The organism is Bacteroides sp. AR29 (assembly GCF_900217715.1).
Lineage (GTDB): Bacteria > Bacteroidota > Bacteroidia > Bacteroidales > Bacteroidaceae > Bacteroides > Bacteroides uniformis.
In genome coordinates, this window is sequence record NZ_OBMS01000021.1 from 57,734 (window position 1) to 72,656 (window position 14,923).

General features: G+C 46.9%; 13 protein-coding genes. 4 read left to right on the forward strand and 9 right to left on the reverse strand.

The features are described from left to right. Positions 1 to 19: 19 nt before the first annotated feature. Complete coding sequence (gene panD, locus CSD97_RS13595; RefSeq protein ID WP_005823568.1) at positions 20 to 373, reverse strand: aspartate 1-decarboxylase; 354 nt, start codon at positions 371 to 373, stop codon at positions 20 to 22. A gap of 39 nt (positions 374 to 412) precedes the next feature. After that, a complete protein-coding gene (gene panC, locus CSD97_RS13600) occupies positions 413 to 1,270 on the reverse strand; it encodes a pantoate--beta-alanine ligase (protein ID WP_022401698.1) in 858 nt (285 codons plus the stop codon). 246 nt (positions 1,271 to 1,516) lie between these two features. On the opposite strand from panC, the gene CSD97_RS13605 reads away from it, so the two are divergent. Together CSD97_RS13605 and CSD97_RS13610 are read left to right on the forward strand one after the other, a co-directional pair. After that, positions 1,517 to 2,341, forward strand: a complete 825-nt coding sequence (locus tag CSD97_RS13605) for a glycogen/starch synthase (protein WP_009037059.1) — start codon at positions 1,517 to 1,519, stop codon at positions 2,339 to 2,341. Between the two features lie 23 nt (positions 2,342 to 2,364). After that, positions 2,365 to 3,948 (forward strand): DUF4270 domain-containing protein, encoded by a 1,584-nt coding sequence (locus tag CSD97_RS13610; protein ID WP_005835469.1) that lies wholly within the window; start codon positions 2,365 to 2,367, stop codon positions 3,946 to 3,948. An 80-nt stretch (positions 3,949 to 4,028) separates the two neighbouring features. On the opposite strand, the gene CSD97_RS13615 is transcribed toward CSD97_RS13610, so the two are convergent. From CSD97_RS13615 to CSD97_RS13625, 3 genes are read right to left on the reverse strand one after another with little or no spacing between them, the layout of a single operon-like run. Continuing rightward, positions 4,029 to 5,444, reverse strand: a complete 1,416-nt coding sequence (locus CSD97_RS13615; RefSeq protein WP_005823576.1) for a glycoside hydrolase family 57 protein — start codon at positions 5,442 to 5,444, stop codon at positions 4,029 to 4,031. A 17-nt stretch (positions 5,445 to 5,461) separates the two neighbouring features. Then, positions 5,462 to 6,730 (reverse strand): glycosyltransferase family 4 protein, encoded by a 1,269-nt coding sequence (locus CSD97_RS13620; RefSeq protein ID WP_005823578.1) that lies wholly within the window; start codon positions 6,728 to 6,730, stop codon positions 5,462 to 5,464. Positions 6,731 to 6,744: 14 nt separating this feature from the next. After that, a complete protein-coding gene (locus CSD97_RS13625; protein ID WP_005823580.1) occupies positions 6,745 to 8,685 on the reverse strand; it encodes a glycogen debranching enzyme N-terminal domain-containing protein in 1,941 nt (646 codons plus the stop codon). A gap of 170 nt (positions 8,686 to 8,855) precedes the next feature. On the opposite strand from CSD97_RS13625, the gene CSD97_RS13630 reads away from it, so the two are divergent. Both CSD97_RS13630 and CSD97_RS13635 read left to right on the forward strand, forming a co-directional pair. After that, positions 8,856 to 9,545 carry a rhomboid family intramembrane serine protease gene (locus CSD97_RS13630; protein ID WP_005823585.1) on the forward strand — a complete coding sequence of 230 codons (690 nt, stop codon included), beginning with the start codon at positions 8,856 to 8,858 and terminating at the stop codon, positions 9,543 to 9,545. A 101-nt stretch (positions 9,546 to 9,646) separates the two neighbouring features. After that, positions 9,647 to 10,309: a Crp/Fnr family transcriptional regulator gene (locus CSD97_RS13635; protein WP_022401699.1), complete on the forward strand. Its 663-nt coding sequence runs from the start codon at positions 9,647 to 9,649 to the stop codon at positions 10,307 to 10,309. Positions 10,310 to 10,329: 20 nt separating this feature from the next. On the opposite strand, the gene CSD97_RS13640 is transcribed toward CSD97_RS13635, so the two are convergent. The 4 genes from CSD97_RS13640 to mscL form a co-directional block, all read right to left on the reverse strand. Next, a complete protein-coding gene (locus tag CSD97_RS13640) occupies positions 10,330 to 11,016 on the reverse strand; it encodes an SGNH/GDSL hydrolase family protein (protein WP_005823589.1) in 687 nt (228 codons plus the stop codon). 81 nt (positions 11,017 to 11,097) lie between these two features. Beyond that, positions 11,098 to 12,405, reverse strand: a complete 1,308-nt coding sequence (gene guaA, locus CSD97_RS13645) for a glutamine-hydrolyzing GMP synthase (RefSeq protein ID WP_005823591.1) — start codon at positions 12,403 to 12,405, stop codon at positions 11,098 to 11,100. Between the two features lie 39 nt (positions 12,406 to 12,444). Continuing rightward, positions 12,445 to 13,998 carry a glutamine-hydrolyzing GMP synthase gene (gene guaA, locus CSD97_RS13650; protein ID WP_005823593.1) on the reverse strand — a complete coding sequence of 518 codons (1,554 nt, stop codon included), beginning with the start codon at positions 13,996 to 13,998 and terminating at the stop codon, positions 12,445 to 12,447. A 462-nt stretch (positions 13,999 to 14,460) separates the two neighbouring features. After that, positions 14,461 to 14,895, reverse strand: a complete 435-nt coding sequence (mscL, locus tag CSD97_RS13660) for a large-conductance mechanosensitive channel protein MscL (RefSeq protein ID WP_005835461.1) — start codon at positions 14,893 to 14,895, stop codon at positions 14,461 to 14,463. Positions 14,896 to 14,923 lie beyond the last annotated feature (28 nt).

Here is a 14,923-nt window from a genome sequence, read left to right on the forward strand (position 1 = left end):
CCATATTTCAATAAAAAGACTACTTCACCACCTTGTTCGTTGCCGGGTCGGGGAAAATCACCGTCGGCTTGAACGACTTGGCTTCTTCAAAGTCCATCAGCGCGTAGGACATGATAATAACGATGTCATCAGGTTGCACCTTGCGGGCTGCCGCACCGTTCAGGCAAATTTTGCCAGAGCCACGCTCGCCCTTAATAATGTAGGTTTCAAAACGTTCACCGTTATTATTGTCGGCGATATACACCTTCTCGCCGGCAATCATGTTGGCGGCATCCATCAAATCTTCATCAATCGTAATGCTTCCCATATAATTCAGGTTCGCTTCCGTGACGCGGGCACAATGGATTTTCGACTTCAACACTTCAATCATCATATCTTTATAAATTACGAATTACTAATTATAAATTACAAATTACAAGGCAACAGGCTCTTTGTACTTGATATTATCAATCAGACGTACTTCCCCACAGAATACTGTGATGCAGCCCACAGCATAAGAAGTTTCCTCCCAATCGGCAATCTTCTGTAAGGTACTGCCATCTACCAGTTCAAAGTATTCCAAACGCAATCCGGGGGCGGCTGCGATGGTGTCTTCCACAAACTTCTGTGTCTCAGCTACCGTATGTGAAGCTCCAAAGGTACGACTTTCAAATAAAGTCTGCGAAATTTTCAGTGCATTTTTACGTTCTTCGGCAGATAAACGGGCATTGCGACTGCTCAGAGCCAACCCGTCTTCCTCACGCACAATCGGACACCCTACAATTTCCAAAGGATACTTCATCTGGCAGACCATCTCGCGAATAATTGCCAGCTGCTGGAAATCTTTCTCGCCGAAGTAGGCACGATCCGGCTGCACAGCATCAAACAGTTTGCTCACAATCTGGCAGACACCGTTAAAATGTCCCGGACGGAATGCCCCTTCCATCACTGTGTCCAGCGGCGCATAGCTGAAACGGCGGGTATCCGGTTCCGGATACATCTCTTCCACTGAAGGTGCAAAGACAAATGCCGCTCCACACTCCTCCAGCAAACGGCAATCAGCCTCCGGCGTACGGGGATATTTCACTAAATCATTCTTGTCATTAAACTGGGTCGGATTTACAAAAACGCTTACTACGGCAGCGTCGTTTTCTGCCACACAACGTTTCACCAATGAGGCATGACCGGCATGCAAGGCACCCATCGTTGGCACCAGACCTACCTTCTTTCCTTGGGCTCTCAAAGCCGAAAGTCCGGCCTGCAAGTCCTTGATAGTATGTACTATTTCCATTTTAATTGGTTATATAATAACTTGGTTGTTCGCAAAAGCGGTGCAAAATAAACCATTATTTAGCATATAAAGAAGAAATATCGCAAATTAATGCAAAACTCAGTACACTTTCCGGCAATTCCAGAAGCAGCTGTCTCACTGAATAACAAGCAGTTAACAATTCATAAGGAATTATAGACGGGCTCCGTTTGCTTTATTGCCCGATTTTTTTTATATCTTTGCAGAATAATTGAGAACATTGTTATTATGACAAAGGCGAACAAGGTTTTATTTATAACCCAAGAAATTACCCCTTACGTTTCAGAATCCGAAATGTCCCTCGTAGGCAGAAACCTACCTCAGGCTATTCAAGAAAAAGGCAGAGAAATCAGAACGTTTATGCCCAAATGGGGAAATATCAACGAACGCAGAAACCAGCTGCATGAGGTGATACGACTCTCCGGCATGAACCTCATCATTGACGATACCGATCACCCGCTCATCATCAAGGTTGCCTCTATCCAGTCTGCACGTATGCAAGTATACTTCATCGACAACGATGACTACTTCCAGAACCGCTTGCAGGTAACAGACGAAAATGGTGAAGAGTATGAAGACAATGATGCCCGTGCCATCTTCTATGCCCGCGGCGTACTGGAAACGGTGAAGAAACTGCGTTGGTGTCCCGACATCATCCACTGCCACGGCTGGATGACCGCTTTAGCGCCTCTGTACATCAAAAAAGTCTATAAAGACGAACCTTCCTTCAGAGATGCCAAGGTCATATTTTCCCTTTATGAAGATGACTTCAAACAACCTTTCCACGCAGACTTCTCTAACAAGCTATTGTTGAAAGGCATCGCCAAGAAAGATATTGCAGGATTGAAGGAACCCATTGACTACACAGCACTTTGCAAACTGGCTGCTGACTTCTCCGACGGCATTATCCAGCAAAGCGAACACGTCAATGAGGAAGTACTGAACTATGCCCGCGAATCCGGAAAACCGGTATTGGAATATCAATCTCCCGAGAACTTTGCTGAAGCCTGCAATGACTTCTACGACAAGGTATGGGAAACAGAACAAAAATAAAATCGATTTAGACAGTTAAAACTATGAAAGTAAGATACCTGGGAACATTGCTTTTGGCAGTCCTGACTTTCTTTGGATGCGATGACAACACCGGAACATTAGGTCTGGGTATGTTGCCCGATTCTGACGGCATGTCAGCGCATACTACTACTTTTAATGTAACAACACGTTCATTTGCCGTTGATTCTGTATTTGCCAAAACGAGTACCGGCTATATAGGCAAGTTTTCCGACCCGGAATTCGGTTATTACGAAACAAGTTTCCTTACGGAGCTGAACTGTACGGAAAACTTCTCCCTTCCGGAAGTGTATAAAGTGACCGAACGGGACAGTGAAGGAAATCCAATCAAGGCAACTGGTACAATGACTGCCGACTCGGTAGTTTCAGTGCAACTTGCAGTCTATTATTCCAGTTGGTTCGGCGACTCCCTGAATGCATGCCGGATGAGTATCTATGAATTGGACAAGAAGCTGGACAAAAATCGCTATACCAATATCAATCCGGAAGAGTACTACAACAAGTACGACCCCAAGTCCCTGCTCGGACGTAAGGCTTATTCAGCTTTCGATACGTCTGTTCCGGACTCTGTGAGATTTGAAAAGGACAATAACGGTTATTACACTTTCTATCCCAATGTGACGTTCCCATTGGACAAGAAAACTTTCGGCGAAGACAGAATATTGAAGGTTTATCGCGAGCATCCCGAATACTTTAAAGACGCCGCAACTTTCATAGACAAGATTTTCAAAGGAGTATATGTAAAGAGCGATTACGGAGATGGAACCATCCTCTATGTGGATTATGTGGCTTTAAATATGCAATTCCGTTTCCACCACGTAAATGATACTACCGGTGTAGCACTGAAGAAAAAAGATGGTACAGACTCTTTGTTCTATAGCATGCAGACTGTATTTGCCTCTACCAAAGAGGTTATCCAGGCAAACCAGTTCATGAATTCTGATTTGATAAAGGAAAAGGCTGCCGAACCCCAACACACTTATATCAAATCTCCTGCCGGTATCTTCACCGAAGCTATCATGCCATACGATTCAATATACAACAAACTGACCAATGACACCCTGAATGCCGTGAAGCTGACTTTCACGAATTACAATATAAACAGTGACTACGAATATAGCATGAGTGCTCCCAATGACGTGCTGTTGATACGTAAACAGGACTTGAAGAGCTTCTTTGAAGAGAACAAAGTCAGGGATAATATTACCTCATTTACAACCACCCACAATGCATTTGCTACTAATCAATATGTATTCAGCAACATAGCCCGTTTGGTTACCACTTGCATCAACGAAAAACAAGCTGCCAAGAAAGCCGCCAAAGACAAAGCCGGCAGTTCTTGGAATGAGACAGAGTGGGAGAAAACTTGGAACAAAGAAAATGAAGACTGGGATAAGGTATTGCTGATTCCGGTTTCCATTACCTATGACAACAGTACAAGTAGTAGCGGTAACAAAACCATGACCGGTATCCAAAACGACCTTAAGCCGGGATATGCCAAACTAAAAGGCGGCCCGAAAGAGAATGCAAAAGGTGAAGTGGAATCTCCGCTGAAAATAGAAGTTACATACACCAGTTTCAACAAGTAACTGACAGATATTCCATAAAAAAGCCTTCCACTCATTGTTGAGCGGAAGGCTTTTTTGATTGATGGGACAAGCTGCCGATATTATTCAGCAGCCTTTTTAGTTGTTTTCTTTGCGGCAGGCTTTTTGGCAGGAGCCTTGGTCTTTGCCGGTTTTTCTGCGGCAGATTTAGCTGTAGCCTTGCTCTCTTTCTTTTCTGCAGCCTTTATCTTCTCTAACTTGGCCTGTGCTTTCTCCAATTCCTTATGCAGTTCCTCTATCTCGGCACCTTGGTTCTGGATAGTGGTCAGCAATGCATTCAGCTCTTCATTATCTATATCCACCGGATAGAGAGAATCGACACGTTTGATAAAGTCACCAAGAATATTCATATAATTGGTAAAAGCATCAAAAGGAGATTCATAAATGCCACGGTTCAAACCGACACCGCTTTGCTTGGTAGTCATGAAACGGAAGTTGTTACTTGCCTGCAGATAATCCCAGTCTTGCTTGATACGGCGGTCATCACAGAGATGGACACGTTCGGCAACACTATACAGCTTGTTGAATGCTTCACGCTGCATCACATTACCCAGCCAACAGCTGGTATCTCTTTCTTCGTCCACCCAAGACATCGGGTATGGAACATCCAACTGGGAAACAGATTTCAGTTTGGTAACGATTTCCGTCGGTGTGGAGAAAGTAATCCCCTTTTCCTTGGCACAGTATGGAAGAGCCTTCAGGAATTCCAGAATATTGGAAGACAACGGCTGTGCCATACCCAGAGCAGAGAGTTCCATAAAGACATTGATGACCTGCTCTTCCTGCGGCAGAGCGTCAATCCAGTTGATGTACTTGTCGGCAAACAAAGGATACTCGTTCCACTCGGAGTTGGAGAAGCGCAGGCTGATGTCGTCAGACAGCTTAAAATCACGCAACAGTAACTTCAAGTTAGGATTCATAGAGCAATGGTATACATAGTGCGGACTCTTCCAACCCAGAACATGCTTGGCTCCTTCCGTCAGCATACCCTTGAATCCCAAAGCTGCCACCATCGCACCAATCTCATCATTATAAATCAGGCTGGAATTACGGAACACCTTCGGCGCCTTACCGAACATTTGCTTCATCTTAGCGCTCTGACGCATCACCTCTTCCTTGAAGCAATCCTCGTTGGCCAGAGAAGAAAGGCCATGGGAATAAGGCTCGGCAAGGAACTCACAGCAACCGGTATCATTCAGCTGGTGCAACAAGTCGATGACAGCCGGTGCATATATTTCCAACTGCTCCAGCGCAACCCCCGAGATGGAGAAAGCCACTTTAAACGCACCTCCGGAATTCTTCACCATTTCAATCAAGGTGTTCAATGCCGGGATATAAGAGCGTTCGGCTACATCATTGATACTGGTTTCATTGGCATAATCATCGTAGTAATAATGATCGGTACCTATATCAAAGAAACGGTAACGTTTCAGATGAATGATTTGATGTATTTCAAAATAAAGACAGATAGTTCTCATTTCTATTATTGTTTTTGTTATTTACCATAGTTTCTTAACACATCCTCGTAGAGGGCGCGGATTCTCAAGCCTACTTTTTCCCACGTGATTCCATCCACTTCTTTCCTGCCTTCCTCCTGCAGATATTGGAAGAGAGCGGGATTAGTGCAGAGGGAATAAATGGCATCGGCCATTGCATGAATGTCCCAATAATCGGTCTTAATGACCTTATCAAGAATTTCACCGCATCCCGACTGCTTGGAAATGATGGAAGGAGTCCCACACTGCATGGCTTCCAGCGGAGCGATACCGAAAGGCTCGGAAACGGAAGGCATAACGAATACATCACTGTTCTTGTAAACCTCATATACCTGCTTTCCCTTCATGAAGCCCGGGAAGTGGAACCGGTCGGCGATGCCCCGCTCGGCTGCCAGATTAATCATGGCATCCATCATATCTCCCGAACCGGCCATAACAAAGCGGATGTTGCGGGCACGCTGCAATACCAGCGAAGCTGCTTCCACAAAGTATTCCGGTCCCTTCTGCATGGTGATACGGCCCAGGAATGTCACAATCTTCTCTTTGGAATGGTCGGGACGTGGAATGTCCTGGTATTCCTGCGAGAGAGGATAGACGGCATTGTGCATGGCAAACACCTTCTTGGGGTTCTGATGGTACTGCTCAATAACCGTGCGGCGGGTCAGTTCGGACACGCACATGATGCAGTCGGCATAATCCATACCGTTCTTCTCCATAGAATAGACGGTAGGATTGACTTTTCCACGTGAACGGTCAAAGTCAGTAGCATGGACATGGATGCAGAGCGGCTTTCCGCTCACCATCTTGGCATGCACTCCGGCGGGATACGTCAGCCAGTCGTGGGCATGAATAATATCAAATTCCTGCTGGCGAGCCACTACTCCGGCAATCACCGAGAAGTTGTTTATCTCTTCGTGCAGGTTGCCGGGATAACCGCCGGCAAAGTCCATGCAGCCTATGTCATTGACGTGCATATAAGAGAAATCCGAATAGATATGGTCACGAAAAGAATAATAATCTTCCGGCGTCATGTTGCGCGTCAGCCTCGACTTCAAATAATTGTAATCGACATCACGCCACACGATAGGCACCTGGTTCATGCCCACTATCTTCAAGAAGTCCTCTTCTTCGCCCGTCGGCTTGGGCATGCAGAAAGTAGTTTCCACATCACCCTGCAAACTTAATCCCTTAGTTATTCCATAAGAAGCAACCGCAAGACCACCATATATTTTGGGAGGAAATTCCCATCCAAACATTAAAACTTTCATCTTCGTTCCTCCTATTATAAATTATACTTAGACAATAACTTCAAGATACGCAGGATTTCCGCCGTATTCATGGCAAATGACACCGCCCCTCTTCCAACAAACGGAGGATTACCATCGAAGAGTTCGGGCAATGCGCCAATACAGTGGGAAGTCATTTCATCTTCCATACCGATGAGGTATCTCTCTACAAACGACACGCCACTCACTTTATAGATACGCAGATATGCTTCCATGTAGAAACCCATCAGCCACGGCCATGCCGTACCCTGATGATAGGCATAATCTCTTTGAATCTGAGGACCTACATAATTCGGATTGTATCCGCCACTCTTGGGGCTCAGTGTACGCAAGCCCTTCGGAGTCAACAGTTCTTTCGTCACAATATCAAGCACCTGTTTCTTCTGGGCCCTATCCAACGGAGAATAGTCAAAGGCAACGGTAAATATCATGTTGGGACGTACGCTCCAGTCCATCATATAACCATCCACATAGTCGAACAGATAGCCATACTCATTGCGGAAGACGTCTACGAAAGACTTTCCGGTGATTTCTGCCTGAGCGTCCAGTGTATCGGCAAGAATTTCATTGCCCCCCTCCCGAACCATATCGGCTACAAAACGCAGGGCATTGTACCACAGTGCATTCACTTCTACAATGTAGCCCGTACGTGGAATAACCGGGCGGCCATTGGCGGTAGAGTTCATCCAGGTAACCGCTTTCTCGGTGCCATTGGTATACAACAGTCCGTTTTCGTGCAGGAAGAGATTGTCATGCCTGCGTTCATGGATATAGTCAACAATCTCCTCGAGAAGATTACCGTACATCTGCCGGCAATTTTCACGCGAAGTCTCCTTGGCATACTGCTGTAAAGCCCAGACAGCCCACAGCAGCACATCCGGATGCTCCATCTCGTATATCTTATAGGAGGAAGGTTCTCCATTGATAAACTCACGGATAGCCTTTTCGGCTGTTTTCATCACGTCTTCAAATTCATCTTGCTCGCCTAAGGCCAAAGTAAGACCCGGCAGGGAGATGAACAAGTCACGGGCGCGACACTTGAACCAGGGATAGCCTGCAAGCACATAATGCTCCTCGCCCTGCTTGTTGTGGAACTGGTGCGCCGAGTTTTTCAGACAGTGGTAGAAACTGTCACGCGGAGTGCGGTCGGCCACCTCGGACTCAAAAGTCTGCTTCAGCTTGCGGGGAGAAATCTCGGAGATACCGGCGGAGAAGACAACGCTTTCCCCTTTCTTTATATCCACTTCAAAATATCCCGGCACATAAAGGTCTTCGTTGAAGTCATATCCGCGTTCCTGTTCTTTGGGATACTCGATACCACGATACCAGTCAGGCTGGAAGTGGAACTCATTCTTTTTGTTGAGCTGCATGAATAACTCCGGATAACCGGGATACATGCAGGTTTTAATGCCATTCTCTACCAACTGGTAGTCGCGGCTTGCCTGCGCATTTTCGTGCGTGTACTCGCGCACACTGCGGAATGCCAGGAAAGGGCGGAAACGAAGTGTGGTTGCCGAATGGGCATCGACCAAGGTATAACGAATCAGAATCCGATTTTCATGGTGTACGAAAATCTTTTCCTTACGAAGGATGACGCCTCCTACACGATAGGTAGTTGTGGGGATATTTTCACAGTCAAACTCTCGGATATACTTGTGCCCGTTAGGACTGAAGTGGTTTCCTTGATACTTATGCAACCCCAGGTTGAACTCCGCACCGTGCTGAATTACAGTTTCATCCAAAGAAGACAGCAGCACATGGTTTTCATCATCGAGGTTGGGGACCGGTATCACCAACAGACCGTGATATTTGCGTGTGTTACAATCTACAATTGTTGTACAATGATAGGCTCCCGACCTATTCGTCCGCAATATCTCCCTTGGCAAAGATTCTTGCAGATTAATCATCAGGGTCTTGTCAAATCGTAAATAACTCATAGTTGTGCATTATTTAAAGGTTAATTATTTCGGTATATGCGCTACAAGCCATGTAGCGATGCCCAAAAATACGAATTAAAGCTTATAGGCAAAATAAAAAGTCAGTTTTTTTTCGGTTTTCGTCAAATATTCCGTAGTATTGTACAAAAATAGCAATCACTGTACGAAATATGAAGCATGATATACGCAGAATGGCATTGGCGGCGGTTATACCCCTATTCCTGCTATTCATTTTATACATTTTAAAGTTTTTGGAGACAGGCATGGATTGGAACTTCACACGACTGGGAGTATATCCGATGGAACAGCGGGGCGTGTTCGGAATTTTCGCACATCCACTGGTACACAGCAGTTTCAAGCATCTGTTCGCCAATACGATTCCACTCTTTTTCCTGATGTGGTGTCTGTTCTATTTCTACCGGCATATAGCCCCCTACATCTTCTTTGCCATTTGGATAGGATGCGGTGCGCTTACCTTTCTTATAGGGAAACCGGGATGGCATATCGGAGCCAGCGGCATCATATACGGACTGGCTTTTTTTCTGTTCTTCAGCGGCATTCTGCGCAAACATGTACCGCTTATCGCCATTTCACTGTTGATAACGTTCCTATATGGCGGCCTGGTATGGAATATGTTCCCACAATTTGCCAAAGCCACCACTTCCTGGGAAGGACACCTTAGCGGAGCCATAGCAGGCACGCTATGCGCCATAGGCTTTATGGAATACGGTCCCCAACGGCCCGATCCGTTTGCCGGAGAGGAAGACGAAGAGGAAGACGAAGATGAGGAAAACAATGAGGATGAGGACGATAAGAAGGAAGAGGAGAAGGATGAGGATTCGTCTACAAGGATTGAATAGCACGTTTAAGAAACAATAAAAAAAACAAAAAGAGGGGCAAAGAGTTTACAGTACACCTTGATAATATCTACTTTTGTTTCAAAACAAGAAGAAAAAGCATTATGAATACAATGTTTGATACATTACTGCAACTGCCACTCTTTCAAGGACTCGCACAAGAAGACTTTACCAATATCCTGGGGAAAGTCAAGCTGAGCTTTACAAAGCATAAAGCCGGCGAAGTTATCGTGAAAGCCGGTGACACATGCAGTAAACTGATATTCGTATTGAAAGGTGAAATCTCCTCATGTACTTCATCTGCGAATACATCATACAGCTCCACGGAATATTTTCAGGCACCTTATGTCATCGAGCCACAATCTCTGTTCGGGATGAGCACCTCCTACGTCTCGGCCTATACCGCCCAAACCGAGACCCACACAGTGAGCATCAGCAAGGCTTTCGTCATGAGCGAATTGTTCAAATATGACATATTCCGCCTGAATTACATGAATATCATCAGCAACCGCGCCCAAAGCCTAAACAGCCGTCTTTGGGCAGAAAGCACCGACAACCTTGAGAAACGTATCGGCAACTTTATCCTGACACATATCGAACGTCCGTCAGGCAGGAAAATACTGAAAATAAAAATGGAAGAATTGGCTCAGGTGGTCAATGATACCCGTATGGGAGTATCAAGAGCGTTGAACAGCATGCAGGAGAAAGGCCTGCTCGAACTGCACAGAGGCGAGATGATGATTCCCGACGCAGAAAAGCTCTTATAGGCCACCTGAACCGGGATTTCCTACAACACCTTGTCTATCGCTTTCTTTATCAAGGCTTCCATCACTTTATACCCTTCTAGAGTGGGGTGTACCCCATCCCGGGTATACGAGGAGTTCAGAGCCTTATTGTCGCCTTCCACCATCTCACTGTAATAGTCGACATAAGGAATCTTGTTTTCCTGGGCATACTTCCGGATTCTGGCATTCAGCTGCATTATCTTTTGCGGAGCATCCTTCACCGAAGGATTCCAGCCAAAGGCAGCGGCAGGCAACACAGACGTCAAAATCACCTTTATCTTATTGGCCCGTGCCAGCTCTACCATAGACACTATATTTCCAAAAGTGTATTCTTCATTATAAGCGCCTGCATTTTCCGCAATGTCATTGGTACCTGCATTTATCACGACCAGCGCCGGAGCAAGCTTGATGACATCTTCGCGAAAACGGAGCAGGAAATGGGAAGAAGTCTGCCCGCCTATACCACGGCCCACATAACCGTTGTCTTCAAAGAAAGCGGCATCGTTTGCCACCCATCCTTCCGTGATGGAGTTGCCCATAAAAACCACCCGGTCCTTCTGTTTTCCCTTCCGTACCAGTTCCTTGTTTGCCTCTGCATAGCGTTTCAAATTTCCCCAGTCCTGCTTCTGTGCGTCAGAGGCTACCCAGGGGATGCACAAAAAGACAGCAATCATACATAAAAGTTTCATTGTTCTATTCTTTGTTGTTTTGTTATAAAAAAAACAGCCCCACCGTTTTTAAGGTGAGGCTATCATTATCATTGGTCAATCTCACTCCCACTCGATAGTCGCATTGGGTTTCGGAGACATATCATAACAAACGCGATTGACGGTTTTCACTTCCTTGAGAATACGGTCGGTAATCTTCATTAGGATGGGCCAGTCCACCGGCTCAATGGTAGCGGTCATGGCATCCACTGTGTTGACGGCACGGATAATGACGGGCCAGTCGAACGAACGTGCATTGTCGCGTACACCCACAGATTTGAAATCGGGCACCACAGTGAAATACTGCCATACCTTCTTATCCAGGCCTGCCAGTTGGAATTCCTCACGCAGAATGGCATCCGACTCGCGTACAGCCTCCAAGCGGTCACGGGTAATGGCTCCCAGACAACGTACTCCCAATCCGGGACCGGGGAACGGCTGACGGTAAACCATCTCGTACGGCAATCCAAGCTCTACACCGCATGCACGTACTTCGTCCTTGAACAGCTGGCGCAACGGCTCCACCAATTCAAACTGCAAATCCTCGGGCAGACCGCCTACGTTGTGATGAGACTTCACCATCTTGGCTGTTTTTGTGCCACTCTCTACAATATCGGGATAGATGGTACCTTGTCCCAAGAAGTCGATACCGTCCAGCTTGCGGGCTTCTTCCTCAAAGACACGGATAAACTCTCCGCCGATAATCTTGCGCTTTTCTTCCGGGTCAGCCACGTTTTCCAGCTTGGAGAGGAAACGGTCTGTAGCATCCACGTATATCAAGTTAGCTTTCAGCTCCTTGCCAAAGATTTCCACCACGGCTTCCGATTCGCCCTTACGCATCAGTCCGTGGTTCACGTGTACGCAAACCAGCTTGTCTCCGATGGCTTTCAGCAGCAAAGCGGCCACCACGGAGCTATCCACACCACCGGACAGTGCCAGCAGCACCTTACGGTCGCCCACCTGACGACGTATCAACTCCACCTGGTCGTTGACGAAATTCGTCATGTTCCAGTTCGCCTCAGCCTTGCAAGTATCGAATACGAAAGATTTCACAGCCTCCTTGATGGCTTCCACATCATCCGTAAACTGCGGCAGCTTCACTTCGCACAGCGCCTTGTCGTGTCCGGCAGCCATTACGGGGAATCCCGCTTCGTAAATCTCGGGCAACACGTCGATGGACACCCCGTCAACCACATTGTTGGGGCCGCCGTTGATGATGATGCCTTTCACATTCGGCAAGGCCTTCAGTTCGGCGGCAGTAATGTCGTGCGGGTAGATTTCGCTATATACTCCCAACGCACGAATCGCCCGGGCAAGCACTGTGTTCTCATGGCTTCCCAAATCCAGAATCACAATCATATCCTGCTTCATTCTTCTATATTGTTTTTAAGTTAATAATTTCAGTAGGTCTTATTCCCATTCTATTGTGCTGGGTGGTTTTGAAGAGATGTCATAGGTCACGCGGTTCACACCTTTCACCTTATTTATAATGTCGTTGGACACCTTACCCAGGAATTCGTAGGGCAGATGCGCCCAGTCGGCTGTCATGGCATCGGTGGAAGTGACGGCACGCAAGGCCACTGCACGTTCATAGGTGCGTTCGTCGCCCATCACGCCCACACTCTGTACGGGCAGAAGAATGACGCCCGCCTGCCAGACCTGATGGTAGAGCGATGTCTCGTTGCCGTCGGCATCCTGCACTTTCCAGTCACGCAAGCCCTGAATGAAAATATCGTCGGCTTCCTGCAAAGTATGCACCTTCTCCGGTGTTATATCCCCCAGGATGCGGACAGCCAGTCCCGGACCGGGGAAAGGATGACGGGTAATCAAATGTTCGGGCATTCCCAATTCGCGTCCCACGCGGCGTACTTCGTCCTTGAACAGCCACTGCAACGGTTCGCACAGACGGAGGTTCATCTCCTCGGGCAGACCGCCCACGTTGTGATGGCTCTTGATGGTCTTGCCCGTAATGTTTAGGCTCTCGATGCGGTCGGGATAAATGGTGCCTTGTGCCAACCAACGGGCATCGGTTATCTTGTGCGCTTCGGCATCGAAGACCTCGATAAAATCGCGGCCGATGATTTTACGCTTTTGCTCAGGCTCGGTCACTCCCTCCAAATCCTTGAAGAACTTCTCGCTGGCATCCACGCCAATCACGTTCAGTCCCAGGCATTCGTAGTCGTGCATCACATTCTTGAACTCATTCTTGCGAAGCAGTCCGTGGTCCACAAAGATACAGGTCAAGTTCTTGCCAATGGCACGATGCAGCAACACGGCGGCTACCGAAGAATCCACACCGCCACTCAGTCCCAGGATAACTCGGTCGTTGCCAAGCTGCTCCTTCAGTTCGGCCACAGTAGTATCTACAAACGATGCGGCGCTCCAGCTCTGGCTGCAACCGCATACGTCCACCACGAAGTTGCGCAGCATCTGCGTACCGTCCTCGCTATGAAATACTTCCGGATGGAACTGCACTCCCCACATCTCCTCGCCGGACACCTGGTAAGCAGCAATCGCTACCTTGTCCGTAGAAGCTATAATCTTGAAGTTGTCGGGAATGGCTGTAATCGTGTCTCCATGGCTCATCCATACTTGGGTATTCTTCCTTACCCCTTTGAAAAGGACATTCTCCGAATCGAAAGAACCGAGATGGGCACGTCCGTACTCGCGGGTTCCTGCCGGCTCCACCCGTCCACCGTTGCTGTAGGAGATAAACTGCGCACCGTAGCAGATACCCAGAATGGGGTATTTCCCACGAATCCCGCTCAAATCTACCTTGAATGCACTCTTATCATAAACAGAAAAGGGGCTACCCGAAAGGATAACTCCTTTTACACTCTCATCTCCGTATGGAAATTTGTTGTAAGGTACAATCTCGCAATAGACATTCAATTCGCGCAGCCGGCGGCCGATGAGCTGCGTGGTTTGCGAACCGAAATCAAGAATAATAATCTTCTCTTGCATATAAATCCGTATAGACTTTAATAAATGATTTGCAAAAGTAGAAAAAGTAAAGGAATTATCAGGGATAATGTGACAGAAAAACGTTTTTTTACTAAAAACAGCTTTAATTTCAGGCTAGAACTATCCACAAGGATACTAAAAGCTATTCTTACTACAACCGTGCTGTTTTCTTACCACAGCTATGCAACTTGCTTACCACAGCAATGTTATTTTCTTACTACGGCTGTGGTAAGATTACTGCTTAGTATAAAAAGGGACAGTTTCCGGCGGTACCGGGGAGAGTTAAATGCATTAGGGAATGTATCAAAAGCCATGAACGCTTTCATCATGTTATAATATTAGGCGCGGAATTCTAAGACCTACGCAAGTTTCCTGTGCAAAAACTTGTGTAGGTCTTAGAATTCCGCGCCTAAAAAAAGCGTCAAGAGGGTTTTGACATCCCTATGAAGTTCCGCTTCGATATTACTTTTCTTTCAGCAAATCACGGATTTCGGTCAGCAGCACCTCTTCCTTGCTCGGGGCAGGGGGAGCCGGAGGAGCGGCAGGCGCCTCTTCTTTCTTCTTTTCAGTCAGCTTGGTCAACAACTTTATGAACATGAAGATAGAGAATGCTATAATCAGGAAGTCGAAGGTGACCTGCAAGAAATTACCGTAATTCAGGGTCACGGCAGCAATTTCTTTTCCGTCCACCATTTCGGCAGGTTTCAGCACCCACTTCAAGTCTGTAAAGTTGACACCGCCCACCAGCAGCCCGATAGGAGGCATAATCACATCTGCCACAATGGAGGAGACGATTTTTCCGAATGCCCCACCGATAATCACACCGACGGCCATGTCTATCACATTGCCCTTCATGGCAAAAGCCTTAAATTCCTGTAAAAATGAACTTTTTCCCATCTTTTCAATTATTTAATTATGATTTTGG